This window comes from Paeniglutamicibacter cryotolerans (genome assembly GCF_014190875.1).
In the GTDB taxonomy this organism is placed as follows: Bacteria; Actinomycetota; Actinomycetes; order Actinomycetales; family Micrococcaceae; genus Paeniglutamicibacter; species Paeniglutamicibacter cryotolerans.
This window is the reverse complement of sequence record NZ_JACHVS010000001.1, coordinates 2337776-2364574: the sequence shown is the minus strand read 5'-3', so window position 1 is coordinate 2364574 and position 26799 is coordinate 2337776. Positions and strand designations below refer to the sequence as shown.

Sequence of the window (26799 nt, the reverse complement as noted above, 5' to 3'; positions counted from 1 at the left end):
TTCCTAGGTGCTGGTATTCAGTCTTTGGCGCAATAGCGCGCCGGTTCGGAGGCCCTGCCCGAGCTGCGGACCAGGGTGACCTGAATGCAGGTCGGCTCGCCCCGACGCGGCGCGGTGCCCGCTTCCGTTTTCTTCACGGCCTTGTCCGCCCCGGTTTCGGTGGCCGAGACCGGGGCCCAGAAATAGCTGTCCCCCGGCTGCGGGTCAGGGTTCTTCCAGCTGAAATCGACCGAGCCCTCGGCCCTGCTGGCGGAAAAGCCGGTGACCTTCGGCACCGGGATCCCGGCTCCCAGCAGCGGGTCGGCCGGGGGCTGGGTGAGCAGCGGCTGCCCGTCCGGCTGGGGCTCCATCGCCGCAGATCCGACGATGTTTCCCACCACGATGGCACCCGCCACGATCGCGGCGATGGTTGCTCCGGCGACCAGCAGCAGGCGGACCGGGGAACGGTGCACCGCCGCGGTCACCGGGGCCGGGGACAACGGCTGGACCAGGCCGGGGTCCGGCCGTTCGGCACGGCGCGGGCGCATGAGGGTCGCGTCCCCGGCCTCGCTGCCATCGGACGCGGGCGGCGGGGCGAAGGGCGAAGGGCGCACCGGGGAAACGGCCGGCGGGGTTCCCGGGGCCGCCCGCGACGTCGCGGCAGAGACCCGGGCCTCGGGGTCGATCGAGGTGACCCGGCGAACCCGGGTGGCCTGCCCCTCCTCGGGTTCCGGCGCTGCGGGGCCGGCCGGGTCTTCCAGCACCTCGAAGTCGGTGACCGAGAGCCCGAGCTCGCCCTGGATCCGCTGCAGCGACAGGGCCAGCTGATGGGCCGAGGCAAAGCGCAGTGCCGGATCCTTGGCCAGTGCCGTGGCCAGCGTGCGTTCCAGCGATGCCGGCACATCGGGCCGATTCAGCGACGGCAGCTCCGAGCTGGAGATCCGGCCGATGAGCTCGCGCTGCGTATTTTCCCCGCCGCGGCGCACGAACGGCGAATGCCCGGCCAGCAGCGTGTAGAGCGTGGCGCCGAGCGACCAGACATCCATCCGCACCCCGGAGGGCGATTCGGCACCGAACGCCTCGGGAGGGGACCACGGGATGGACAGCCCGGTGTCCTCATCCGGCTCGTCGGTGGTTCCGGAGATGCCGAAGTCGGTCAGGGCCGGGCGGTTGTAGTCGGTGACCAGGATGTTCGCCGGCTTGATGTCCCGGTGCACGATGCCGGCCCGGTGCGCGGTTTCCACTGCCGAAGCGACCTGGATGCCGATGGCCAGCACCTCGTCCACGCCCAGCGGCGCGCTCTTGTAGCGGGCCTCCAGCGAGGGCCGCGAGCAGTACTCCATGGCCAGGTAGGAGTGCCCGGCAGCGGTGACATCGGCTTCGAAGATGGTCACGATGTATGGATGCGAGGAGAGTTGGGCCATCAGGTTGGCCTCCGACTCGAAGCTCGTCCGGGCGCTGTCGGTCCGTGGCCCGGCCAGCAGCACCTTCACGGCAACCTGCCGGCGCGGCCGGTCCTGGCGGTAGAGGTACACATCGGAGAAACCGCCGGAGCCCAGCAACCGCACGTAGTCGTACCCGGCGATGCGCGGCGGATCGGCCGGGGGCCTGCGCGCGCTCACGGAAGGTCCTCGAAGCCGAGGCTGACCCCGTCGCCCAGATCGGCCGTGTCACCGGCGAAGAGCATCACCGATTCGCCGGTGCCCAGCCGGCGCGGTGCCTGGCCGGGGCGCAGCAGCCGGGTGCCGTTGGTGGAATTCAGGTCAACCAGCAGCACATGCCAGCCATCGAGGCGCACCTCGACATGCGAGCGCGAAATATCGCCCGAAGGGCTTCTGACCTGGAGCATCCGTGGCATGGAGGCACTCGATGCACGCGGGCTGTGGGGTTGGCGGCCGACGATGACCGAACGGTCCAGCTCGATCTGCTGCCCGTCGGAAAGCACCATCCGTCCCAGTGGTGGGCGTGCCGACTCCCCGACCTCGGCCTCAAGGACCAACGGGCAGCGCGAACACCGCAGCGCAGTGGGAGGGTTCGCATGGCCGGCGGCACAGGTGCGGGAAATGACCAACGGCCCCGTGTCGAGGCCCGCCGATGAAGTCGACGATGCCGACGCCGGGGCACCGGACCGCCCGGGAAGGGACCCGCGCAGCAAGGTGTCCCCGTCGTGGTCGCCCTCCGGCGCAGCCGGAGGCTGCAGTGCGACCGGTGGTTGCAGTGCGGCCGGTGGTTGCAGTGCGGCGGCTGAAGCGGCAGCTGGCGCGACGGCGGCCGGCTTCGGCCCGGTCCACGGCGTCGATTCGATCAGCCCTGGCGTCGGGGTGGACGGAACGGGCATCGGCACGGGTGCCGGTGCCGGTGCGGCGACCTTCAGGACGGCACTGCCCAGGATCGTGTCCAGGTCATCGGGATCGGCCATGGCCGCGGGTGTCGGTGGTGTTGGTGCGGCGGCTGCCAGCGTCCCAAGGGGGCGTTTCGGCGCCGACAGCAGCGTGTCGTCCCCCGCGGCAACGTTCCCGGGTGCGCTATCGGGGGCCGTGCGCGGTTCCATCGGGTTCACCGGTTCGACGAGCCCGTGGCTGGAAGCGTCCTCGGTTTCATACGATGCGGGGACCACTGTATCGCCTGCTGCGCGGGCGGCCTGCGGGAACGGCACCGGTTCGCCGGCCAGCACCGGTTCGGTGGCCGTTTTGATGGTGGGAACCGGTGCGGCATCCGAGGTGGCCTGGCCGGCCCGGACCCCGCCGGTCAGCACGATCCCCTCGCGCAGCGGCCACCAGATGCCGGAGCCGGTGGCAGGAACGGGAACCGGCCCCAGGACCAGGCTGTGTGCGGAGGTAATCCGGCGCTCGGTCCAGGTGCCGACGCCGGAGCCATCGATCTCGGTGTCGCCGGCCGGAGAGGTGGCGCGCAGGGCCATCGGACCACGCAGCAGCACCTGCGGGTCCGGGTCCAGCGTGGCCATCCCGAACGGGCAGAGCCTGCCCAGGTCCATGCCGTGGGCGCCGAGCAGATCCTGCAGCACCCACTCCAGCCCGGGTGCGGACGCCAGCGCCTGCCACAGCGCGCGCACCGTGTCCGGAGGGGTGTCGCCGGGCACGATCAGCACGCGGTCCGCGCGGACCAGTGCCAACCAGTGCCCGGGCGTATATTCAAGGGTCCTGCTCACGCCGATGCTCCTTCGGGCGTCATCCGCGGGCGCCCCGTGGTGTTCAGGTGGCGCGGGAACGTGTCTTCGGCCCCGGCCTCGGGCTCGGCGGCAAGCACGTCGACCAGGACCACGGTGATGTTGTCCCGGCCACCGCTGCGCAGCGCCGCCTCGACCAGTTCCTGGGCCGCCGCCTGAGGGTCCTTGATCCTGCGCAGCACCTCGGCGATGTGCTCGTCGCGCACCTCGCCGGTCAACCCGTCGGAGCAGATAAGCATGCGGTCGCCGGAGTTGACGGGCACCAGCCAGAAATCGGCCTCGTTGTCCTCCCCGGTGCCCAGGGCGCGGGTGATGATGTTGCGCCGCGGGTGCACTATCGCCTGCTCGGCGGTAATCTGTCCGGCCTCGACCATCTCCTGGACTTCGGAGTGGTCGATGGAGACCTGGGACAGTTCGCCCTGGTGCAGCAGGTAGGTGCGCGAGTCGCCCACGTTGAACACGAGCCAGTACGGAACACCCTGCTCGTTGACCAGCGCCGCACCCGACAAGGTGGTCCCGGCCCGGGATTGCGCGGCGTCGCGGATCGCCGCATCTGCAAGGTGCATCAGCTTCTGCAGCGCCTCGGGGTCCAGCGGGACTCCCGTCCCTCGGGCCTCGAGCACGGCAGCCGTCAGCGTCTTGATGCAAACGGCGCTGGCCACCTCGCCGGCCTCGTGTCCGCCCATGCCGTCGGCCACGGCAAAGACCGGGTCAAGCGCCAGCAGCGCGTCCTCGTTCAAGGCCCGGCGCAGCCCGCGGTCGGTCAGCGATCCGTGGCGCAGGGTGAACCCGCGGCCCCCGGCCTGGGATGCGCTCATGGGCGGCGCACCTCGAAGCTGCGGTCGCCGAAGTGCACCGTGTCGCCGAAGCGCGCCGGTACGGGCTCCCCGGGCTCCAGCGGGCGGAAGGCGCCGTCGGCACCGGTGATGCCCGAGCCGTTAGTGGAGTTCCTGTCGGTCACCCAGACCCGGTCATCGTGCAGGGTGAGCGCCAGATGGGTCTTGGACACGGAGCGGCCCAAATCGGCGACGTTGAACAGCGCGACGGGTCCCTCCCCCGATGCCGGGGCCGGATTCCTGCCGATCAGTACAGTCTGGAGAAGCACGGTGGACTGCCCGTCGTCGAAGGCCAGCAGCGCCGCTTCCGGCTCAGGCACTGCCGCATGCAGCCTCGTGTCCTCGGCCTCATGGTCCGGGACCGCGGACGCGGACGCGGAGGAATCATTCGATGCCACCGGGAAGGACCGGTCGGCATCCGCCGGCGCGGGATCCCGGTCGGTCGGCGGAGGCGGGGGAAGCTGCGCCGGTGATCCGGCGCCTGCCGCGGCCGCGCCGGGGACTGCGGTAATGGGGCCCGGCTGCTGCTGCGCTACCCCGGTGGCGTCCGCACCGGCGGAACCCGGGTAGCCGTGCGCGTCAAACTGCTGATCGTCGAACTGCCCGGTAAACTGCGCGGCGGCCGGCTGCCGGTACCCGGCGGGGGCGGACAGGTCCGCCGGTTGCTGCGGAGCGAAGGCCGAAGGCCCGAAGAGCCCGCCGGTGGTGATCGGGTTGCGTCCGGCGCGCACGTCGAGGACCAGCGTCTTGGCGACCTTGTCGTGCCAGCCCTGACGCTGCGAGTTGGCGTCCCACAGGTTCGAGAGCAGGACAACGACGGGACCGGCCACCGGCACGATGTTCGCCACGGCGATGACCAGCCGGCGCAGCAGGACCCGGCCCCACCCCGGGGCGAAACCGTCCTCGTTGGTGGTGCGGATGCCCAGCAGCACATTGCCCGGCGTCTTACCGGCCCTCGCTTCCCAGCCCCAGAGGAAGACCGAGTAGGCCAGCATGAACAGCGAGGGTCCCACGAGGGCCACGGCGGAAACCGCCTGCCCCGGGGCGGCCTTGCCCAGCGTCCCCGGGATCATGGCCAGCAGCACCCCGTAGGCGATCAGGTACGGCACTGCATCGAGCAGCGCTGCACCCAGCCGCCTGCCCGCGGGGGCGTTGACCAGGTTCTGGGCTTGTGCCACTGGGTTACTCCTTTGTCTTTGTTGGATCTACTCTACGGAGGTGCGGGCCGCGCCGCCGCCACACCCCGCCGCCGTGCCGGGCGTCGGCGGCCGCTTTCCGGCGCCGGGACTCGCGCCGCAGCGAGCGCGCGGAGAAGCGGGCCCGCAGGCGCCCGATGAAGCCGGCCGCGGAACGCATCCGTTCCAGCTGCTCGTCCACCAACTCCCAATAGCCGGTGACTTGTGCTTCGTCGGGCTCCTGGTGGCCGAACGCCGCGGCATCGGCCCGGCGGGCCAACACCACCACTGTGCCGGCCGACCCGGGGAAGCCTGCTGCCAGCTCCAGGGCGTTTTCGCGTCGGGTACCGCGGTCGTCGGGCTCGGCGCGCAGGTCGGTGGCCAGCGAGAGCACCTCATGCCAGCCGCCGTTGACGCGGTCCCCGGGCCCGCCGTCGGCGTGGCGCCGGCTCCGGCGCCGGCGCTTCAGCAGGGCAATCAGCGCCAGCGGCGCGAAGAGCAGCAGCGCCGGCACACCCGTCCACAGCGCCACGGCGCCGATGTTGCGCCACACCAGTTCCAGCGGCTTGTCCTCGTTCTGTGCTTCTTGAGGATCCGGTGCCGTCTCCGGGGGAAGCCGTGCCTCGTCCTGCGGCGGCGGCGGGGGCTGGAGCACCTGGGGCTGCGGCACCGACTGCGGCTGCTGCTGCGGCGGCGTCGGCTCCTTGTCGCGCTCGGGTGTCGGGTCGAACGCCACCCAGCCGACGTTCTCGAACGCCATCTCCACCCAGGCGTGGACGTCGGCACCGGTGATCGACACGGCTGCCGACTCGTCGTACGTTTCCGGGTAGAAACCCATGACGACGCGGGCCGGCATGCCCTGTTCCCGTGCCATCAGCGCCATCGCAGCAGCATACTGCTCGTCGTCGCCGATCATCGACTCGGCTCCCAGCAACGCGGCGATGCGGGCCGCCCCGTGGCCGGGCAGCGAGGGCACCTCGTTTTGTTTGCCGTGGGAGAAGTATCCGCTGGTCTTGAGCATCTGTTCGATGCCGCGGGCCCGTCCCAGCGCCGTCGAGGCATTGCCGGCGAACTCGGCTCCCTTGCCCGCCGCAGCCTGCGGGACGTTGGCCAGCTGGGGCAAACTCAGCGTGGAGAACCCGTGGCCCTTCAGCTCGTTGTCCGGGACCTTGGCCGGGAACTCCACAGTTGCCCGGTACCCGTCGCCGGGACGGATCCCGGACGTGCCGATGGCCGTTTCGGCATCGGCGTTGTAGTAGAGCGAGCGGGCCAGCTCCGTGGCGCGCGGGCCGTGCCAGTCGACACCGCGCAGCGTGCCGCCACCGGGCAGCCAGACCCCGTCGTATCCGGTGATTTCGATGTCCAGCACGCCGGATCCGCGGCGCTGGCCGGTGCCCGCTCCGCCTCCGACGTTGCCGCTGTCCCCGACCGGGGAGAAGTTCCCGCCTGAACGCGGGTCCACGTTGAAGACCATGCCGTCGTAGGCGTCGAGCGCCGCCAGCCGTACGCGTTCGCCCTCGGGCAGCCCGGCGACGGTAAACAGTTCCTCCTTGTCCAGGTCCTTGGCATAGGCCCGGAATTTCATCATCGGGCTCGGGTAGTCGTAGAGGTCGATCGGCGGCTCGACGACGTCCCGCAGCACCGAGCGTGCACCGGTGTCCAGCAGCGGCGTCGCTGCCGCGCTGATCCCGCCGGCCAAGGCCAGCACCAGGGCGCCGGCACCTGCACGCCTCAACAGCAGCGAGCGTTCGGCCCCGGGATCGCTGGCGCTGGCGGCTGTGGCGGCCCGTTCCGTGTCCCGCACCTTCACATGCGCCAGCCAGCCGACGGAAACCATCACCAGCACCAGCCCGCGCAGCTCCGGCAGCGGCGCATCCCGGGTGCCCAGGGCGATGCCCAGCACGAACAGCAGCGCCACGGGTACCAAGGCCAGCGCGGGGCGCCGCCATTGCCAGGCGGCCAGCCCGGCGGCCAGCGCCGTGAGCAACCCGGAGAAGAACGGCACCACCAGCATGCCCCCGCCGATGCCCACGGGCGCCGCCACCGTCAGCAGGCCCTTCCAGGACAGCACCACACCGGCCAGCAGCGTGCGCAGCGACTCGGCGTTGGGCAGCACGCCGGCTGTTGCCTCGGTCGGCGTGGCCAGCACCGTGCCGAAAAGCACGTAGGTGCCCAGTACGATGCCGGCCGTTGCTGCGAAGCCCAGCCCGAACCGCACCTTCGCGGAGGCGATACCCAGGCCCAGCACGATCGAACCGAAACCGGCAAGCAGGTAGCGCGGATCCCCGGCGAAGGTGGAGTTCAGCCCCAGCATCCCGGCGCCCAGTGCCAAAAACAGAGCTCCGGCGTCCACTAGCCGCCGTGCCGGGGAACCGGTACCCGTCGTGGTCCTGGCTGTCCGGGTGGTCCTGGCGGCCCTCATGCGGCTGCCTTGCGCAGCAGCAGGCCCAGGTCATCCAGTGCTCCGAGCGAGAGCACAGTCAGTTCACCGATGCCCGACCTGCCGGTTTCCAGCGAACCGCCGCAGCGGATGGCAAGGGCCCGCACCCCCAGTGGAACGTGCATGGCTGCTGCCCGCAGCTGTGCCGCCGTGGTGCCGGGGCCGGTGATGAGGAAAGCGACCGACGCGTTCGGGACGGCATCGGCCGTGGTGCGGCTGAGCGTTGCCAGCGCTGCGCACCCGTCGGCCGCCTGCACCCGGGTCAGGTCATCGAGCAGCCGGCGCCCCGAGTCGGTGCGCAGCGGCCCGGTCTGGGTCAGCACGTCGAGCTTGCGCTGCTCGGCTATGGCCTGGCGGCCGATCGATGCTGCCACGCTCACTGCCAGCTCGAAGTCCCCGGGCTCCAGGTAGTCGGTGGCAGCAGTGCTCAGCGACAAGGCGATGTGCGAGCGGCGGGTCTCCTCGAACTGGCGCACCATCATGGTGCCGGTGCGTGCGGTGGATTTCCAGTGCACGTGGCGCAGGTCGTCCCCCGGCACGTAGTCACGCAGCGCGTGGAAGGAGACATCGGAGTCGCTCAGGTCGCGGGTCGGCACTCCCTCGAGGTCGCGGATGAAACCGGCAGAGGCACCGTCCAGCGCGGTGGTCACCGGGTGCACGAAGAGCTCGACGGCACCGGTCCAGCGCACCGCCCGGCGCAGCAGCCCGAACGGGTCCTGGCGCACAGTGCGCACCGGGCCCACCAAGAGCACGGCGCGCCGGGCCGTGGGGATGGTGAACAGGTCCTGGTGCGTTTGTCCGGCGGTCAGCCGCGGCACCCTGAAACGGGCAACTGCCCGGCCCACCGGCAGTTCCATCACGGAGGGCGCCAGCTGGCGCGCCGAGGCGTTTGACACGTCGATGCCGCCCACAGCCCGGTCCCCCACCGCGACCCGGGTCCGGTTCAGGTCCAGTGTCACGGAGTAGATGGAGCGGCCCAGGATGAAACCGATGGCCAGTACCAGCAGCAGCGTGCCCATGAGCGCGGCGACCTTCGCCTCCTGCCAGCCGAAGGCCAGGCCCAGGACCCAGCCAAGCACCGAGATCCCCGCCAGCAGCCGGCCCAGCGGCGTGATGACATCGAGCACCGGTGCGATCCGGGCGCCGGATGCCGCCAGTGCCCGGTCGACGGCCGGGGTGCGCAGGGTCGCCGCACGGGCAGTGGCGCGGCGCCACCACACGGCGGGAAATGCCCGGGCCGGGCCCGGTACTGGTGTGCTGTTCATCTTCCGGTGCCTTCGGGCCCTAGGACCGCGCCTCGGCATGCTGCGGTGCCGGGACCTCGATGAGCATGCGTTCAATGACGCCCTGTGCCGTGGCACCGGCGAATTCGGCCTCCGGGTCAAGCACCAGGCGGTGCGTGAACACGTAGGGAGCCAGCTCCTTGATGTCATCGGGCAGCACGTAGTTGCGCGCGGCGGACGCCGCCCAGGCCTTCGCTGCACGGACCATCCCCAGCGCGCCACGCACCGATACACCGAGCCGGGTGTCCGGGCTCTCGCGGGTGGCCTCGGTCAGCCGGGCCACGTAGTCAAGCACGCTCACGTCCACGTGCACCGTGGCTGCCAGGTCGATCATCTCCGCCACGGCCGCGGTGGTGATGACCGGGCTCAGCGCAGCCGAACGGTCGCGGGTCCCGGCACCGGCCAGCAGTGCCACCGTTGCCTCGCGGTCCGGGTAGCCGATCGATGTCTTGATCAGGAAGCGGTCCAGCTGTGCCTCGGGCAGCCGATACGTCCCGGCCTGCTCGATCGGGTTCTGCGTGGCAATGACCAGGAACGGGCGCTCCTGCGCGTAGGTCGTCCCGTCGACCGTGACCCGGTGCTCCTCCATGACCTCCAGCAGCGCCGACTGGGTCTTGGGCGATGCCCGGTTGATCTCGTCCGCCAGCACGATGTTGGCGAAGATCGGGCCGCGGTGGAAGGTGAATTCCCCGCTCTTCTGGTCGTAGACGGTGATGCCGGTGACGTCCGATGGCAGCAGGTCGGGGGTGAACTGGATGCGCGCATGGCGCCCCTGCACCGTCGCCGACAGGGCCCGGGCCAACATCGTCTTGCCGGTGCCCGGGGCGTCCTCGAGCAGGATATGGCCCTCGGCCAGCAGCCCGGTCAGCACCAGGCGCACCGGGTGCTCCTTGCCCAGCACAGCCGTGCCGATGTTCGCCGAGAGGCGTTCAAAGGTCCCCGCAAACCATTCGGCCTGCTCGGTGGTCATCGTCATCTGTCGTCTCCTGGAAATCGGTGCTTCGTCATGGGCATCGGTGCTGCAGTGCCGGTCACCAGTCGGGAACCCGGTTCGAGCTGATCCCGCCGACCTCGGCCCAGAACGGATTACCGTAGCCCTTTCCGACCCAGCAGGGAATGTCTCCGGGACCCCAGTTGCCGGCAGCGTCGGTGGTGACGTTCTGCGGGATGTCGTCGATTTCCCCTTGGCTGCTCATGCATTTGACCTCGTAGTTCGTGCTGCCCGCCAGGTCCTGCAGCTGTACGTTGTACTTGTAGCAGTTGATGGTGCAGGTGGTTCCGTCGTTGATGAAGGAACCTCGCTTGAGCGCCACAGACGGTACCTTCGGCGGCGGCGGTGCCGGATTGGTGGTGTCATCGATGGTCCAGCTGGCGCTTTGGCCCTGCGTATCGGTGGCGGTGACCACCAGGGTCGCCTTGGTCGAATAGCCCAGGCCGCCCACGGTGTGCCGGCCGGACGCGGCGTTGACCGCTGAGCCGTTGGCTGTGACCTTCAGCGTGACCGGGCGGCCGTTGGCGTAGGAGTTGTCGTTGGCGTTCCAGGTGAACGTGACCGAGTTGTCGTTGTGGTTGGCCGAGCGCCCGCCGCCATCGGACAGCGGGCCGTAGGAGGATTCAGGAGCTGACATGCTGCTTTCCGGGCCCGGACCGGCGGCGTTGAGGGCACGCACGGCCCAGGACTGCGGTGTCCCGTTTGCCGCTGTGCCGACGATGGCGCCCGGGCCGGAGATGGCAGTCCAGCTGCCACCGCCACCTGAGACCTGGTATCCGGTAATCGGCGAGCCGTTTGCCGCCGGGGCGGTGAACTGAAGCCGCACCTGGTTCGAGGTCCCGGTCGCCGTGGCCTTCGGCTTGGCCATCGAGCCCGGGCGCCCGTACGGTGTCACGGCGTTGGAACGGGCACTGGGCTCGGAGGCACCGGCCTTGTTCCGGGCAGTGACGCCGAACGAGTAGGAACCGGTGGCCTTGAGCCCGGTCAGCGTCTGCCCGGTGGTTCCGGCGGCGATGGCGTCGATGGTGCGGACCACCGAGCCGCCCTCGAAGACGCGCAGCGTGTACTGCTGCAGCGAGGCGCCGTTGTCACCCGGGGCGCTCCAGCGCACGGCGACCGACCCGCCGTCGACGACCGATTCCACGCGTTCGGCGACCGGGGCATCCGGTGTGAACGGCTTTCCCGCGGGGATCTCGGCGGTGGAGTAGGAGCTGAATTCCGATGGCTTGTCCGCCGAGTTCAGCGCCTGGACGCGGAACTGGTAGGCGGTGCCGTTGGCCAGCCCCGTGGCCGTATACCCGGTGGAGGTGATGCCGGTGACCTGGGAGATCCCGTTGGCCGGGGCCGGGGAGATCTCCAACGCGTAGCTGGTGACCGGTGAGCCCTTGGAGACCGGTGTCATCCAGGCAACAGCCACCTCCTGGTCGCCGTAGGTGGTGGTCGGCGGGGCGGGCTGCTCCGGCTCGACATCGGGCCTGGCCTCGGCCGAGGCTGCCGAGGGGTCCGATTCGCCCACGGCGTTCGTCGCAGTGACGCTGAAGGTGTAGGCCTTGTCGTTTGTCAGCCCGGTGAGCGTGCAGGTGGTCGTGGCGCAGCGCTGGGAGACACCGTCGCCGGTGACGGTGTAGTGGGTGATGTCCGAGCCGTTGTTCGCCGGGGCGTCCCAACGCAGCGCTACTGTGCGGTCACCGCTGGATTCAACCAGTGGCAGTCCCGGCGCAGCGGGGCGCCCGAGCACGTTCACCGATGCCGTGCCGCTGACCTGCCGGTCCGGATCCCCGGTCATGTCACCGATGGTGTATTGCACCAGCAGCGTGCCCACGAAGTCGTCCGCCGGAGTGACTGCCAGCTTGCTCCCGCGGACCTCGATGCCGCCCTCGCCCTGCGTGGCCGTGGCGGAGATCAGCTTCAGCTCCCCCTCCCCGGCGTAGGGGTTGTGGTCGTTGGCCAACACGTCGATGGCTACGGGCCGGCCCTGGTGTGCGTCGGACACGGTATCGGGGTTCGCCACTGGAAGCTCGCGGGTGGATGCCAGCACAGCCACCTCGATCGTGGCCGGGACCGGGTCGGAGCGGCCGTCGGTCACGGTCGCGGTCAGCGTGCCGGCCGTGCCCTTGGGAGTGTTGGCCGGTGCGCTGACACTCAGCGTGTGCCCGTCCACGAGCGCGACATCGAGCCCGGCGATCGGGTTGGCACCCAGCGCGAAGGCCAGCTTGGGCACGTCGTCCGGGTTCGGGTCGGTGGCCGTTGCGCGCAGGTCAAGTGTCGCGGCACCCTCGCCAGCAGCGACCTGCAGGGCGTTGGACTGCAGCGTCGGGGGCTGGTTTTCCTCGGGGCGCGGGAGCACAGTGATGGGCAGCGAGAGTACTGCTGTCTTTCCCTCGGCATCGTCCGGGCCCTTGCCGTCGGTGACCTCGAAGGTGACAGATGCCGGGCCCGAGTAGGCCTTGTCGGAGGTGAAGGCAAGCCCGGTGGCCGAGCGGACCAGGGCCCCGGTGCTCTGCGGTACCGATGAGGCCTTTGCCTCGCCGGTCAGCCGGGGGCTGCGTCCATCGCGCACCGCAACGATGTCACCGAGCTTCAGGGCCAGGGTATCGCCGGCCATGACCTCCCGGGGAACGTCGCTGCGCAGCGCCGGTGCGGGGCCATCGACACCGACGCCGGGCACCAGCACGAATGCCGTGGAGGTGAGCTTGTCCGGGTCGGTGATGGTGTACGCGATGACCTGTGGATCGGCGCGCACCGGCACCACCAGTGCATCTGCGTCGAGCACCACGCCGGCTGGCTTTTCCGGCAGCGTGATAACCAGGTCATCGATGCGCCCGTCGGGGTCCTCGTCGTTGAGCAGCAGCGGCACCGAGACCTTGTCCTTTCCGACGATGTCCTGGTTGGAGACCCTGTCGTCGCGGGCGATCGGGGGAAGCAGCCGGGCCTGGGGATCGGCCTCGACGCTCAGCGTGGCGCTTGCCTTGCCGCCGCGCCCGTCGCTGACCGAGTAGCGGGTGGAGACCGAGCCCTTCTCCGGGGGCGCAGTGATCACGATGCGCCCGTTCTTCACCGCTGCCTGCACCCCGTTGCCGGAGTTCAAGTCATCGAGCAGCGCCACCGGGTCCCCGTCGGGGTCGGTGTCGTTGGCCAACACGTCGACGGAGACGGGGCGGGAGGGCCGGACGGTGATCGAGTCGTTGACGGCGACCGGCGGGTTGTTCTTGGTGGAGAGCGGGGCGATGCCCACCATCACGGTGCCGGTGGCGCGGGCGCCGGGCCGGTCCTCGACCACGTAGGTGAACACGTCGGTGCCCGAGGCGCCCCGGGAGGCGGTGTATTCGATGGCGCCGCCGCGGATCCGCGCGCTGCCCTTCGTCGGTGCTGCGCCGAGGGAGATCAGCGAGACGGAGTCGCCGTCGGGGTCGATCCCGTCCAGCGGCACCTGCAGCAGTGTCCGCCCGCCGGCAAAAACCCGTCCGGTGACGGCTTCGGGTGCCGGTGCCGCGTTGGCAGCAGCGTTCATCGGCTGGATGTGGAAGTTGATGCGGGCATCTGCCTTCTGCCCGTCGGGACCGGCCACCGTATAGACCACCGAGACGCGGGCCGGCTTGCCGCCGAAGTCCCCGGCGCGGAAGCGTACAGTGGCGTCGGCGACGGAGATCAGCGACCCGGCGCCGATGCCGTCCGCTTCCTTCAGTCCGGGCAGCAGGGTGAGTTCGGCGCCGTTGGGGTGCACGTCGTTTTCCAGCACGCGGACGGTGGAGACGTCGCCGGCACGCACCACCACGTTGTCAGGCGCGGGTCGCGGCGGTTCCAGGCGCGGGGGTGCCGGGACCGGGATGACAGTGATCTCGCCGGTGGCACTACCGGTCCCGTTGGAGACCGTGTAGCTGACCTTCATGGGTTCGGTCAGCCCGCGCACGTCGGTGATGCGCACGAACGAGTTGCGTTCCACCGAAACGGAAAACGGGGCCTTGGCCGGGGCATCGGTGCCGGTGAGCACCAGCACGCCACCGGCGGGGTCCGAGTCGTTGCCGAGCACATTCACCAGCACGTTGCCGCCGGCCGGCAGCAGCCCGGTGTCGCGCACGGCTATCGGGTTCCCGGCGTTGCCCTCGGGCTTCCTGATGTCGATGCGGACCAGTCCCGGCGCGCTGGCCGGGCCGTTGGTCGCCACGTACTTGGCGTAGTAGGTGCCCTCGCGCTTGCCGCGCAGCGTCACCGTGCCGGCGTCGGGGTTGGCGTTCAGTTCCAGCCCCTCCACGTCGTCGATCCCGGCCAGGCGCAGCCCGGCTCCCGAGGGGTCCGCATCGTTGGACAGCGGCGCGAAGGAGACCTGGTCCCCGGCGTTTGCGACCACGTGGTCGGTGGTGGTCAGCGGTGGGATGGTGGGTGCGGTGAGGGTTTCGACGATGATCCGGCCCTGGGTGCCCTCGCGCCCGTCGGAGACCTGAATGGTAATTTCCTTGCGTCCGGCCTTCTTGCCGCCGTCCTGGAAGGTCAGCGAGCCGTCCGGGCGCACCCGCACCACATCGCCGTCCTTTGATTCCCCGCCGATCAGCTGCAGGTCATCCCCGTCCGGATCGGACCAGTCGGTGAGCACGTTCTGGGTCACCGACTCGCCCTGGCGCACGCGCAGCGTGGTGATCCGCTCTTGGTTCGGTGCGTTGTTCTCGGAGTCGGGAACCACCCGGATGCTCGCCCGCGCCGTATCAAAGCCGCCGCGCCCGTCGGCAGCCTGGTAGCTGAAGGACGTGGTGCCAGATGCCTTCTCGGGGACGACCAGCTGGAAGCCGGTGCCGTCGTAGATGGCCTGCAGCGTACCGATGGTCGGCTGCTTGCCGCTGAGCTTGGCCACCAGCAGGTCCCCGTCGGGGTCCACGTCGTTGAAGAGCACCGGCAGCAGCGTGGTCCGTCCGGCGCGGACACCGAACCTGTCGGCCTTGGCGATCGGCGCCTTGTTCTTGACCCCGCGCTTGGGCAGTTCGATGGCGTCGGTGATCTCCTTGGAGTCCTCGTCCTTTGCCTTGCCCTTGCCCTTGGGCGGATCCAGGTCAGACCAGTTATCCACCACCTGCAGCCCGTCGTTGACCAGCCAGACGCGCCCGCTGGTCACGTCGTTGAGCACCACGACGTCGCGGTTCACGCGGAAGGCCAGCTCGGCTCCTGCGCCGAGCCCGGGGACCGGCACCGATTCGTCCTGGGCGGCATCGTCACAGGAACGCAGGTAGCTGCCGCCACTGGTCCAGACGGCGTGGGTGCAGCCGCCGACCCGCACCGGGGCGATCGGCCGGCCGCCGGCGCCGGGCTGCGTGTATATCGGGGCTGATCCGTCCAGGGGAACCTCGGCGAGGCGGTCGCCCAGCGCGATGGCCACGGCGCCGGTCTCCGGTCCGGGGACCTGAAGGCGAGCCCGGCCCGGATCGGGCAGAGTCGTGGTGATGCCGGTGGAGGTGATCAGGCGGCCGTCGGCTGCGTCGAAGAGCACAGCGGTGTCCCCCACGGCGCTCAGCTGGGGCTCGGCCATCGAGTCGATGCCATCGATCCGCTGCTCCGGGCCCTGCGCGAAGCTGCCATCGGGCTGCGCAGTGAAGCTCAGGAAACGGCTTTCCTGCAGGTCGACAGCCCAGATGGTGTCGTCTGCCCCGACCACGCTCAGCGCGCGCCCGGTGGCATCGAGCAGCGGTTCATTGTCCTGCGAGGCGAATCCGGCCAGTTGCGCCGTGGTGGTCCCGTACACCATGCCGCGGTCGGCGTCGGCTACGGCGATGACCTTTGAGCCATAGGAGAACTCGGTGTTCGCCGGCATCGAATTGTCATCCGCAAAGGCCACCATGGCCGGGTCGATGGTGGTCAGCGACGCCTGTTGCAGGTTGCGCACGAAGACCTTGTCGGCGTTCTGGGCCAGGTCGTAGGAGGGGATCGGGGTGAGCAGGCCGCCGTCCAGCGTCCTGGACTGGTAGTTCAGGTGCCCGACCTTGTTCGCCGCCTTGTTGACCACCCAGACGCCGCCGTCGTTGAGTTCGACGTCTGCCGTGTCGAATCCGGGGTAGAACACGGCACCGGTCACGGCGATCGCGGCGGCAACCGTCAGCGCGGACGCCTTGAAAGCGGTGGAGCGGAGTGCTTCGAATCCCCGACGGGACATGCTTGTGACCTTCGTGTTCGAGTCCTGCGGCACCACGGCAACCCAGTGCCGGGACCCTTCGCGGAATAAGTCTAACCGATGAGCTGAACCGGATGGACCCTCCCCGAGTGGCGCCTAGTCAAGCACCAGTCCCTCGCCCTTGCCCGGTGCCAGGCGGACCGGATTGATGTCACCGAAGCCGCGCACGGACGTGGTTTCCATCGGCTCGAGCACGAACCGGTCGTCATCCGCCAGCGTCGCGGCAGTGAGCGAATCAATGAGCACCGTACCGGGTTCGGCCAGCGAGGTCAGCCGGGCCGCCAGGTTCACCGTGGGCCCGTAGATGTCGCCCAGGCGCGAAAGGACCCGGCCCCAGACCAGCGAGACGCGGGTGTCGGGCAGGAACTCGTCCTCGCGGAACTCGCGCGCCAAGGCCAGCGAGATCTGCGCCCCTGCCTGCGGCGTCTCGGCGATGAAGAGCACTTCGTCGCCGATCGTCTTCACCAGCCGCCCGCCGCCGACCGAGATCACCTCTGCACACTTGTTCTCGAAGCGTTGCACCAGCTGGGCCAGCGTGCGCTCGTTCATGCGCCGCGACAGCGAGGTGTAGGAGACCAGGTCGGCGAAGCCCACGGCGCGGGCCAAGGGCAGGGGTGCGTCGTCCTCGGACCCGTCGCGGCCCTCGGCGCTGGCCGCCAGCCCGGATTCGGCGCGCAGCACCAACCGGTGCACGGCGGCGTTCATCTGCCGGCGCCAGGAGTAGACAAGCAGTTCCTCCAGCGGTTCGAGCAGGTCCGGTAGCAGGTGCACGAGTTGACGGCGGGCCTCGGGGTCGCTCATGCCCTGGTTCTGGACCATGTCTTCCACCAGCGCCTCAACCTGCCAGACCACCATGCGGTCAGTCATCTGTCCGATGGACCGGGTCAGCGAGATGGCCGTTTCCTCGGTCAGGGTGCCTTCACGCACCATACCGACCATGGTCAGCAGCGCCTCCTGATCGACAGCGGTGAAGAAGACTTCCTCGTCGCCCAGGTTCGGGAAGCCGATGGCGCGCCAGAGCTTGCGCGCCGAAAGCAGCGAGACTCCGGCACCCTGGGCCACTTCGCGCCGGCGCATGGTGCGTTCGGCGCCCAGCAGCCTGCGTTCCAATGCTCGGGCGGCGTCCCGGGAGGACAACGGGGTCGAGGCGGGGTCCGGTTCCTGGCTTTCCGTCGCTTCACCCGGCCCGTTTGGTTCGCCCGGCTCGCCCGTGGCATCCGGGGCGACTTCAGCGGTCGAGGGCTCTGCGTCGGCATTCCCATGCGGGTCTGCCTGAGCCTGCCTGCCGCTCTCGTCGGCGAAGGGCAGCGGCTCGTCAGCTGCGGGCCGCTGGGCTCCGGCCCGGGCCGCCACGGAGGCGGCCGTCGGGGCCAGGGGCTGCGAGCCCGTCGCCAGCTGCCGGTCATCCATGTTCGGTCCCATCGGTTGTTTCGTTGACTTCCATATTTACACCATCAACCCGCAGGCCACGTGGCAGCGCCATGATCGCCTCCTGCACCAGGTGCGCCATTTTATGCACGCCCGGCAGGTTCCGGTAGACGGCCTGCTTCTCCCCAGCGGCGATGCGCAGGGTCCCCGGGCCGCCCTCGGCGCGGGCCTGGACGTTGATGCCGTGCACCGCGTACAGGCTCACCGTCTCGCCCGTTGTCAGGGTCCCGGCCTTGGCGATCAGGCGCCGGTTGGTCAGGTAGGTGAGGTGCCGGTTCCATTTCCACAGCGGCCGCAGGCACCACCAGATGAACAGCAGCGCACCGAGCACCGCCGCGCCCACCGACAAGGCCGGCGCCATCGAGGCCAGGGCATCGGGCAGGTTTCCCCTGCTGAGGAACGCCAAGGCAAAGGGGAAGACGGCCAGCAGCAGGTAGCCGGCGAACAGCGGACGGCGGAGCGCCCGGGGGTGGGCCCTGGTTTTGACGATGACGCGTTCGGTCCGCTCTAACCGCAACCGCATCCACGCGAACCTTTCACATCCTCCGGCCCCGCGGGCCGGCACTCCAACATTCCAATTCTAGGCGCTTCGGTGGCGGCGCGCCCGTCAGGCATAGGATCCGTCGGCCCGGCGCAGGTGGATCACATCCGCGGCGAGCACGCTATGGTTCTTGCCGTCGGCGGTGCGGACCAGCAGCGACCCGTCGCTGCCCAGCCCCGTCGCCTCGCCGATCAGCTCGGTTCCCCCGGGCAGTTCGGCCCGGACCCGTTCCCCCAGCGTAGCCATGGCCGCCGATACCCGTACGCGCAGGCCGGCCTCGACCGGGCCCCCGGCTGCGAACGGCAGCTCGGGGTTTCCCGCCACCGAGCGAAAACCGCCGTAGAGCGCTCCGAGCCGTTCCAGGTAGCCGGCCAGCAGTTCGGTGCGATCCAGGCAGGTTCCGCCGCGCAGCAGCACCGAGGTGGCCGTGGGCACCGGCAGTTCCCCGGCGCTCAGCGACACGTTCACCCCGGCTCCGACGATCACCGCCGGGGCCCCGGCGCCCGGGAGGAGCTGGGCGAGCAGCCCGGAGATCTTGGCCCCCCCGGAAATCACGTCGTTGGGCCACTTGATGGCGGCGTCGATGCCTGCCACGGCTTCCAGTGCCTCGCTCAGCGCCAACGCACAGAGCATCGAGAGCCAGGGGTAGCCGGCGGGGGCAAAACCGGCCGGCGGGCCGGGGGCGAAATACACGCTGACAGCCAGCGAGCTGCGCGCCGGAGCGCTCCAGCCGCGTCCCAACCTGCCGTGACCGGCGCTCTGGTGCTCGGCACTGAGGACGGTAAGGTCATCCAGGTCATACCGGCTGCCCCGGGCCCGGTCGGCCAAATCGATGTTGGTGGAGCCGGTGTCCTCGACGATGTCGAGCACGGCGAAGGCGCCGGCGGGCCGTACCAGCCGCCGGGCCAGGACGGCGGCATCCAGCGGCGGGCGGTTCTCCCCTGGCTCCGCGTCTGGGCCGGGGGCTCCGGGGTCTGTGGGCATCGTGGCACTCATGCGTCCCAGCTTATCGGTGGGCACCGACAATTGTTCCAGAGCCCGCACCCGTCGACGCCGCCGTCCCTCCGCGCACATCCTCCCGGGGCTACAGGAAGATGTCGGGAATCAGCCGGTCCTCGGGCGCGCCCAGGGAGTAAACGCTCAGGTCGGTGACCCCGGCCGCGGCGAGCACCGACTCGTCCGTATGGAAGTTTCCGGTGTGGGTGCGGGCATCGGAGAGAAGGATCGCATGGGCGGCATCGGCGACGATCCGCGGACTGCGCGCGGCGCGGACCAGCTGCTCGCCGCCGGGCATGGCCCGGATCGCCGCGGTGTCGATCAGCGTCGCCGGCCACAGCGAATTCACCCCGATCCCGTCCGCGCGCAGCTCCTGCGCCAGCCCGAGCGTGGTCAGCGACATCCCGTACTTGGACATGGTGTAGCCCAGGTGCGCCCCGGCCCATTTCGGGTCCAGGTTCAGCGGCGGCGAAAGCGTGAGAATGTGCGGGTTAGTGCCCTCCCGCAGGGCCGGCAGTGCCGTCTTGGAGAGCAGGAATGAACCGCGGACGTTGATGTCCTGCATCAGGTCGTACTTCTTCATGGACAGCGCCGAGGTGTCCGAGAGGTCGATGGCGGAGGCATTGTTCACCACGATGTCGATGCCGCCGAACGCCGCGACGGCCGCCCGGACGGCGCGCTCCACGTCCTCGTCGTTGCGCACGTCGCCCACGATCGCCAGCGCGCGGCCGCCGGCCGCCTCGATTGCGGCGGCGGCGGAATGCACGGTTCCCTCCAGCTGCTTGTGCGGGGATCCGGTCTTGGCCAGGATCGCCACGTTGGCTCCGTCCGCTGCGGCGCGCAGGGCGATGGCCAGCCCGATGCCGCGGCTGCCCCCGCTCATCAGGATGGTGCGTCCGGCCAGGGTTCCGGCGTTTTCCGGGGTGCTCGATTCGCTCATGCGACCCACACTACTGGAGGAAACAGTCAATTATTACCCGTAAGTAACTTATTTTTCGGCATCCCCCCGAGGGGCGCGCCGAACCCGCGCCGATCCCCGCACCGGCCGCCGACCCCGGATTGCTCCCCGAATAATTTGTAGGGTTCCTACAACCGTGGGCGTCGTTCGCGTCACTAGACTGGCTGAGATGGCATGTTCGTTGTGCCATTCCTACTACTACCTAACTCCAAGGGAGCCCCGGGATGACCGAGAGCCGTACCGACGACGCCGTGGCAGCGATCGACCTGTCCACCACAGCCGGGAAGATCGCGGAATTCCGCCGCCGCCAGGCAGCCAGCATGGCACCGAGCGGTCTGGCCGCCATCGAACGCCAGCACTCGAAGGGCAAGCACACGGCCCGCGAGCGCATCGACATGCTGCTGGACGACGGCTCCTTCATCGAATTCGACGCACTGGTCGTGCACCGCTCCACCGCCTTCGGCATGGAGTCCAAGCGCCCACTGGGCGATGGCGTGGTCTCCGGCTACGGCACCGTCGACGGGCGCATGGTCGCCGTCTACTCGCAGGACTTCACCGTCTATGGCGGCTCACTGAGCCAGGTCAACGGTGAAAAGATCGTTAAGGTGCAGGAATTCGCGCTGCGCAACGGCTGCCCCGTCATCGGCATCAACGACGGCGGCGGCGCCCGCATCCAGGAAGGCGTGGCCTCGCTGGCCATGTTCGCCGACATCTTCCGCAACAACGTGCACGCCTCGGGCGTCGTCCCGCAGATCTCGCTGATCATGGGCCCGTGCGCCGGCGGCGCAGCGTATTCCCCCGCGCTGACCGACTACGTGATCATGGTCGACAAGACCAGCCACATGTTCATCACCGGCCCCGACGTGATCAAGACGGTCACCGGCGAGGAAGTGGACATGGAGACCCTCGGCGGCGCGCGCCAGCACAATGCCACCACGGGCACCGCCACCTACCTGGCCTCCGACGAGTCCGACGCCATCGAGTTCTGCAAGGAACTGCTCGAATTCCTCCCCTCGAACAACATCACCGAGGCCCCGCTGCTGGACTCGGACCAGGAACTGGAGCTCACCGCCGAGGACCTCGAGCTCGACGCGCTGGTCCCGGACTCGGCCAACCAGCCCTACGACATGCGCACCGTGATTTCGCACATCGTCGATGACGGCAACTTCCTGGAGATGCAGGCGCTCTACGCGCCGAACGTGATGATTGGCTACGCCCGCGTCGAGGGTGCCACCATCGGCATCGTCGCCAACCAGCCGATGCAGTTCGCCGGCACGCTGGACATCGCCGCATCGGAGAAGGCCGCCCGCTTCGTGCGCAACTGCGACGCGTTCAACATCCCGATCCTGACCCTGGTCGACGTACCCGGCTTCCTGCCCGGCAAGGACCAGGAGTTCGCCGGCATCATCCGCCGCGGCGCCAAGCTGCTCTACGCCTATGCCGAGGCCACCGTGCCGAAGCTGACGGTGATCACCCGCAAGGCCTACGGCGGAGCGTACATCGTGATGGGCTCCAAGAAGCTCGGCGCCGACCTGAACCTGGCCTGGCCCACCGCCCAGATCGGCGTCATGGGCGCCCAGGGCGCCGTCAACATCCTCTACCGCCGGGACCTCGCCGCCGTCGAGGCAGCCGGAGGCGACGTGGAGGCACGCCGCACCGAGATCATCGAGGGCTACGAGGCCGAACTGCTCAACCCGTACCAGGCCGCCGAGCTCGGCTACCTGGATGCGGTCATCGCCCCGGCCGACACGCGCCTGCAGATTGTTCGCGGGCTGCGCGCCCTGCGGGACAAGCACGCCTCACTGCCGGCCAAGAAGCACGGGAACATCCCGCTGTGAGCGCCGACCCGGTCCCGGTACTGGAATTCACTGCGGGCAACCCGTCCGAGGAGGAAATCGCCGCCGTCACGGCCGTAGTGCTGGCACTCGGTGCCGCCTCGGCATCGGCGCCCCCGGCAGCCACCGGCCCATCCGAACGCCGCCGCAAGGCACGTCGACGGCTCGCGCTGGCGGCTGCTCCCGGCCCCTGGCGCAGCGGCCGGCTCTAAGCGAAAACCCGGTCGCCGGCCGGTGGGGACCACCCCGTCCCCGCCAGCCGGCGAAATCCAATCCGGCAAAACCCTTCAACAAAGGCTTCACAAGCGTTTAGGCTGGTGGGCATGACCAACGCCACTCCCGCCGCGCGCCGGCCCACGCCCATCGATGCCGTCGCCACCGCCTACTACAACCGCCTGCTGGAGCTGAGCCCGGAGTTCGCCACCTCGCTTGGCCTGCCGGGCAGCGAGTCCGGCTACGCCGACTACTCCCCCGCCGGCATCGATGCCATGGCCGACGCCGCGAGCCACACGCTCGGGCAGCTGGCCGGGCTGGAACCCGTCGACGCGGTCGATGCGGTCACCCTCGACGCGATGACCGAGCGGTTGGGCCTGGAGGTGGAAATCCACGCCACGGGCATCACCGAGCTGAATAACATCGAGTCGGTGGTGCAGAGCGCCCGCGCCATCTTCGACCTGATGCCCCAGGACACCCCGGAACAGTGGGGACATATCGCCGAACGCATGCACAACCTGCCCGCCGCGCTGGAAGGCTTCACCGCTTCGTTGCGCACATCGCAGGCCCGCGGCCATGTCTCCGCCCGTCGCCAGGTGCTGATCGCCGCCGAGCAGTCCCGCGGCTATGCCAAGACCGGGGGCTTCTTCGACTCGCTGGCCACGGCGCAGCCGGATCTCCCCCCGGCCACCGTCGAGCGGCTGGCCACCGGCGCCGCCGCGGCCAACGCCGCCTACCTCCGGCTGGCCGACGTGCTCGAGGCCGAGCTGCTGCCCCAGGCTCCGGAGAAGGATGCCGTGGGCCGCGAATACTATGCGCTCATGTCCCGCCGCTTCCTGGGCGCTGAGGTCGATCTCGAGGAGACCTACGCCTGGGGCGTGGCCGAGCTCGACGCGATCATCGCCGAGCAGGAGGCCACGGCGCACAAGATCCTCCCCGGGGCCACCATCGATCAGGCCAAGGCCTCCCTCAACGCCGATCCGGCCCGCCAGCTCAAGGGCACGGCAGCACTGCAGGCCTGGATGCAGGAGAAGTCCGATGCGGCGCTGGCATCGCTGGCGTCCACGCACTTCGAGATCCCTGCCCCGATGGACCGGCTCGAGTGCATGATCGCACCCACCCAGGATGGCGGCATCTACTACTCGGGCCCGTCGGACGACTTCGCCCGCCCTGGACGCATGTGGTGGTCCGTCCCCGAGGGCGAGGACGAGTTCACCACCTGGGCCGAACTGACCACCGTCTACCACGAGGGCGTCCCGGGCCACCATTTGCAGGTCGCCACGGCGGTGCTGGCCCGCGACACGCTCAACGACTGGCGCCGCAACGCCTGCTGGGTCTCCGGGCACGGCGAGGGCTGGGCCCTGTACGCAGAGAAGCTCATGGCCGACCTGGGCTACCTCTCCGACCCCGGCGACTACATGGGCATGCTCGATGCCCAGCGCCTGCGCGCAGCCCGCGTCGTCTTCGACATCGGCGTGCACCTTGAACTGCCCGTTCCCGAACGCTGGGGCACCGGCACCTGGACCAGCGAGAAGGGCTTCGGCTTCCTGGAGAAGAACCTGGACATCTCCGAGGGCCAGCTGAAGTTCGAGTACACGCGCTACCTGGGCTGGCCGGGCCAGGCCCCCTCATACAAGGTGGGGCAGCGGCTCTGGGAACAGATCCGCGATGCCCGGCGCGCCGCCGCCGGCGAGCGCTATGACGAAAAGGCGTTCCATAGCGAGGCGCTGCGTCTGGGTTCGGTGGGCCTCGACACTCTGGGCCGTGCACTGCTCGGCTAGGAATCGCCCCGATGCGGCCGTCCGCTGGACCCGCCGGAAGGCGCGTCCAGGGGCCGGCCGGGCCCCGAACCGACGGAGCGGAGAACGGCTACCGTCCCGTGGTTAAGGCCAGGACCCTGCAAGACGCCGGGCACGTCGAACACTGCATGAGTGATGGATGCGTCAGCGCGTTCCCGATCCAGCGTTGCTTCGTGCGGCTCATTGCGGCCCACGGGAGGGTGAACCCGAGGGTGGCTTCGGGTGTTGCGGAACATGGTGAACCTCCCCTCGGCAATGCTGGAATTGATCGTGGCGTGGTTGCGGTTCTTGGAGGATGCAACCGCCCTCAGGGGCCCCGTGCCTGGCCCTGCCGGGATCAGATCAGGCCGCTGCGCCGCACCTCGCGCAGCGCAGCCACCTTCCCGGAGGCACCCCAGCTTGCGGTAGAGGCTGCGCAGCCGGCCCTTGACGGTATTGACCGACGCGAACTGCCGCTGGGCACGCTGCCCCGCATTGCCTGCGGACACCAGCTCGGACCAGACGGCGCGCTCCCGGTCGGTCAGGCTCGCCATCGACAGGTTTCCTGGACTCGGCGAGCCGTACTGAATGACGCGTCCTGCTTCCACACCGATCCCGGCGAAAGCTCCTTGACCCTGCGCGGGTCAGGCGCCGGCAGCATCGGCAGGCCCCTGCGCCCGGCACCGCCCCGACCAGGTCCAGTGCCTGGTCGGGGCGGTGCCGTGCCTATTCGACCCGGGCACGCGGCAGGAGCACGGCGGGCCTCCACTCCGGTTCCGTAACATGGCGAAATGCCCGGTAGTACTTGAAGCACGGCAGGCACTACCGTCAGTGGGTGACTTCCGAAACCTCCGCGCCCGTACGGCGCCTGCCCCGTTGGGCCACTGCCTTCGGGCCGCAGATCATTGCCGCCCTGATCATCGGCCTCCTGCTTGGCCTGCTGGCCAAGTACTCCGGCCACACCGCCGAGACGCCGAACGGGCTCGGCGTGACGCTGGGAACCATCGGCTCCAGCTACGTCAATCTGTTGCGCGCGGCCGTGGTGCCGCTGGTCTTCTTCGCCGTGGTGGCCTCCATCGCGAATCTGGCTCAGGTCGCAAACGCCGCGCGACTAGCCTGGCAGACCATCATCTGGTTCGGCATCACCTCGTTCGTCTCGGTGCTGATCGGCATGGTCCTGGGTCTGGTCTTCCAGCCCGGGGCCAAGACCGGACAGGCGACGCCGCCGGACTATGACGGCAAGACCGGCGACTGGTGGTCGTTCCTCATCGGCCTGATCCCGTCCAACTTCCTGGGCCTGGGCGCGTCCACCAAGGTCGTCGAAACGACGGCCACCACCACGTTGAACTTCAACGTGCTCCAGGTGCTGGTCATCGCCGTCGTGGTCGGCATCGCCGCCCTGAAGGTCGGCAAGGCGGCCGAACCGTTCCTGGCGTTCAGCACCTCGATGCTGGCAGTGATCCAGAAGATCCTGTGGTGGATCATCCGCATCGCCCCGTTGGGTACCGTCGGGCTGATCGGCAATGCGGTGGCCACCTACGGCTGGGACACCATGGGCGCGCTGGGCAAGTTCACCCTGACCATCTACGTGGGCCTGGCCCTGGTGATGTTCGTCCTGTACCCGGTATTGGTGCGCCTGCACGGGCTGAGCATCAAGCAGTACTTCTCCGGCGTCTGGCCGGCGGTCCAGATGGGCTTCGTCTCGCGCTCCTCGATCGGCACGCTGCCACTGACCCAGCGCGTCACCGAACGCAACCTGGGCGTCCCCTCCGGCTACGCGTCCTTCGCGGTGCCCCTGGGTGCGACCACCAAGATGGACGGCTGCGCGGCGATCTACCCGGCCATCTCGGCGATCTTCGTCGCCCAGTTCTTCAACATCGAGCTGACCCTGACCCAGTACCTGCTCATCGCCCTGGTTTCGGTCCTCGGCTCGGCGGCCACGGCCGGAACCACCGGTGCCGTCGTGATGCTCACGCTGACCCTCTCCACCCTGGGCCTGCCGCTGGCCGGCGTCGGACTGCTGCTGGCCGTCGACCCGATCCTGGACATGGGCCGCACCGCGCTGAACGTCGCCGGGCAGGCGCTGGTCCCCGTGATTGTCGCCAAGCGCGAAGGCATCCTCGACGAGGCTCTCTACAACGCACCGCGTAACGGCAACCCGTTTGCCGACGAGGCCCTCGAGGCCGGGTCCGGGCAGGACGCCAAGGAACCGGCCAACGCCTGACCTGCGCGGTTTCACGAGTGGCCGTCGTACTCCTCACGGGAAGTACGACGGCCGCTCTTTTTGTGCACGGTACTCCCCGCCAAAATATTTGCACGGCATGCAAACTTGCACGTAGTGTAGTTGCATGCCCCCAGAGACCTTCCCCGGCGTTTCGTCACGCCGGGAGCTGAACAAGGAAAACACCCGCAGCTCGATCGCCGCCGCGGCCCTGTCGCTGCTGCGCCAACGAGCCGGCGGTTCCATGACTGCGGAGGAAATCGCCGAGGCCGCCGGGGTTTCCCGGCGGACCTTCTTCAACTACTTCCCCTCGGTGGAAGCCGCGCTGAACGTCCCGACGGAGGACTTCCTGAATCGCGCGCTCGAAAACCTCGATGCGCTGCACGACGACCTCCCGGTCATGGAAGCCGCGGTGCGCGCCCTGCAGTCGCTGGCCGACCCCGAACTGCTCGCCCCCGTGGCCGAACTCTTCGTGCTCTCCGGCGGCAACGCCCAGCTGGGCCGGCTGCAACTTGAATCCTGGGAAAACTGCTCGACCCGCCTCGTCGAGATCGTCCGCGAACGCGTCAGCGGCGACCAGCGGCTCCCGGTGGCGGTTTTTGCGCACTCGGTCATCGGCGCCGGCAAGGCGGCCTTCGTCGACTGGGCCGAGGACTGGGGCAACGACCTCTCCAACACGTCGATGCAGGCCCTGAAACAGAGCCTGATCAACGCCCTCGCGCTGCTGCGCGACGGCTTCCCCACCCTGCGAATGCAGGCCGATTCCACAGCACGAAAGGCCTGA

17 protein-coding genes are annotated in these 26799 nt (G+C 69.4%); 5 read left to right on the top strand and 12 right to left on the bottom strand.

The window, feature by feature from the left end; all coding sequences use genetic code 11:
- Window positions 1-17: 17 nt before the first annotated feature.
- The 12 genes from E9229_RS10860 to E9229_RS10805 form a co-directional block, all read right to left on the bottom strand.
- Complete coding sequence (locus tag E9229_RS10860; RefSeq protein ID WP_183511229.1) at window positions 18-1601, bottom strand: serine/threonine-protein kinase; 1584 nt, start codon at window positions 1599-1601, stop codon at window positions 18-20.
- A complete protein-coding gene (locus E9229_RS19865; RefSeq protein WP_183511228.1) occupies window positions 1598-3148 on the bottom strand; it encodes an FHA domain-containing protein in 1551 nt (516 codons plus the stop codon). Before E9229_RS19865 ends, E9229_RS10860 begins: the two co-directional genes overlap by 4 nt.
- Entirely contained in the window at window positions 3145-3984 is an 840-nt protein-coding gene (locus E9229_RS10850; RefSeq protein WP_183511227.1) for a PP2C family protein-serine/threonine phosphatase, read from the bottom strand. The genes E9229_RS19865 and E9229_RS10850 overlap by 4 nt, the downstream gene beginning before the upstream one ends.
- Window positions 3981-5180 carry an RDD family protein gene (locus E9229_RS10845; protein WP_183511226.1) on the bottom strand — a complete coding sequence of 400 codons (1200 nt, stop codon included), beginning with the start codon at window positions 5178-5180 and terminating at the stop codon, window positions 3981-3983. Before E9229_RS10845 ends, E9229_RS10850 begins: the two co-directional genes overlap by 4 nt.
- 4 nt (window positions 5181-5184) lie before the next feature.
- Complete coding sequence (locus E9229_RS10840) at window positions 5185-7599, bottom strand: transglutaminase family protein (RefSeq protein WP_183511225.1); 2415 nt, start codon at window positions 7597-7599, stop codon at window positions 5185-5187.
- Window positions 7596-8882, bottom strand: coding sequence for a DUF58 domain-containing protein (locus E9229_RS10835; RefSeq protein ID WP_246380471.1), 1287 nt, complete (start codon window positions 8880-8882; stop codon window positions 7596-7598). The genes E9229_RS10840 and E9229_RS10835 overlap by 4 nt, the downstream gene beginning before the upstream one ends.
- A gap of 19 nt (window positions 8883-8901) precedes the next feature.
- Window positions 8902-9876 (bottom strand): AAA family ATPase, encoded by a 975-nt coding sequence (locus tag E9229_RS10830; RefSeq protein ID WP_183511222.1) that lies wholly within the window; start codon window positions 9874-9876, stop codon window positions 8902-8904.
- A gap of 55 nt (window positions 9877-9931) precedes the next feature.
- Entirely contained in the window at window positions 9932-16027 is a 6096-nt protein-coding gene (locus E9229_RS10825) for an Ig-like domain-containing protein (protein ID WP_183511221.1), read from the bottom strand.
- Between the two features lie 114 nt (window positions 16028-16141).
- Entirely contained in the window at window positions 16142-17467 is a 1326-nt protein-coding gene (locus tag E9229_RS10820; protein WP_246380470.1) for an adenylate/guanylate cyclase domain-containing protein, read from the bottom strand.
- Complete coding sequence (locus E9229_RS10815; RefSeq protein WP_183511220.1) at window positions 17448-17996, bottom strand: hypothetical protein; 549 nt, start codon at window positions 17994-17996, stop codon at window positions 17448-17450. Before E9229_RS10815 ends, E9229_RS10820 begins: the two co-directional genes overlap by 20 nt.
- Before the next feature lie 84 nt (window positions 17997-18080).
- The gene (locus E9229_RS10810) at window positions 18081-19034 is read right to left on the bottom strand and encodes a biotin--[acetyl-CoA-carboxylase] ligase (protein WP_312855668.1); all 954 of its coding nucleotides are present in this window, start codon (window positions 19032-19034) and stop codon (window positions 18081-18083) included.
- Between the two features lie 64 nt (window positions 19035-19098).
- Complete coding sequence (locus E9229_RS10805; RefSeq protein WP_183511219.1) at window positions 19099-19950, bottom strand: SDR family oxidoreductase; 852 nt, start codon at window positions 19948-19950, stop codon at window positions 19099-19101.
- Window positions 19951-20192: 242 nt separating this feature from the next.
- On the opposite strand from E9229_RS10805, the gene E9229_RS10800 reads away from it, so the two are divergent.
- The 5 genes from E9229_RS10800 to E9229_RS10780 all read left to right on the top strand — a co-directional run bounded on the left by E9229_RS10800 (window position 20193) and on the right by E9229_RS10780 (window position 26799).
- Window positions 20193-21806 carry an acyl-CoA carboxylase subunit beta gene (locus E9229_RS10800; RefSeq protein ID WP_183511218.1) on the top strand — a complete coding sequence of 538 codons (1614 nt, stop codon included), beginning with the start codon at window positions 20193-20195 and terminating at the stop codon, window positions 21804-21806.
- Window positions 21803-22015, top strand: a complete 213-nt coding sequence (locus E9229_RS10795) for an acyl-CoA carboxylase epsilon subunit (protein ID WP_183511217.1) — start codon at window positions 21803-21805, stop codon at window positions 22013-22015. The genes E9229_RS10800 and E9229_RS10795 overlap by 4 nt, the downstream gene beginning before the upstream one ends.
- A 111-nt stretch (window positions 22016-22126) precedes the next feature.
- The gene (locus E9229_RS10790; protein ID WP_183511215.1) at window positions 22127-23797 is read left to right on the top strand and encodes a DUF885 domain-containing protein; all 1671 of its coding nucleotides are present in this window, start codon (window positions 22127-22129) and stop codon (window positions 23795-23797) included.
- Between the two features lie 832 nt (window positions 23798-24629).
- Window positions 24630-26018, top strand: a complete 1389-nt coding sequence (locus tag E9229_RS10785; protein ID WP_183511214.1) for a dicarboxylate/amino acid:cation symporter — start codon at window positions 24630-24632, stop codon at window positions 26016-26018.
- Between the two features lie 124 nt (window positions 26019-26142).
- The gene (locus tag E9229_RS10780) at window positions 26143-26799 is read left to right on the top strand and encodes a TetR family transcriptional regulator (protein ID WP_183511213.1); all 657 of its coding nucleotides are present in this window, start codon (window positions 26143-26145) and stop codon (window positions 26797-26799) included.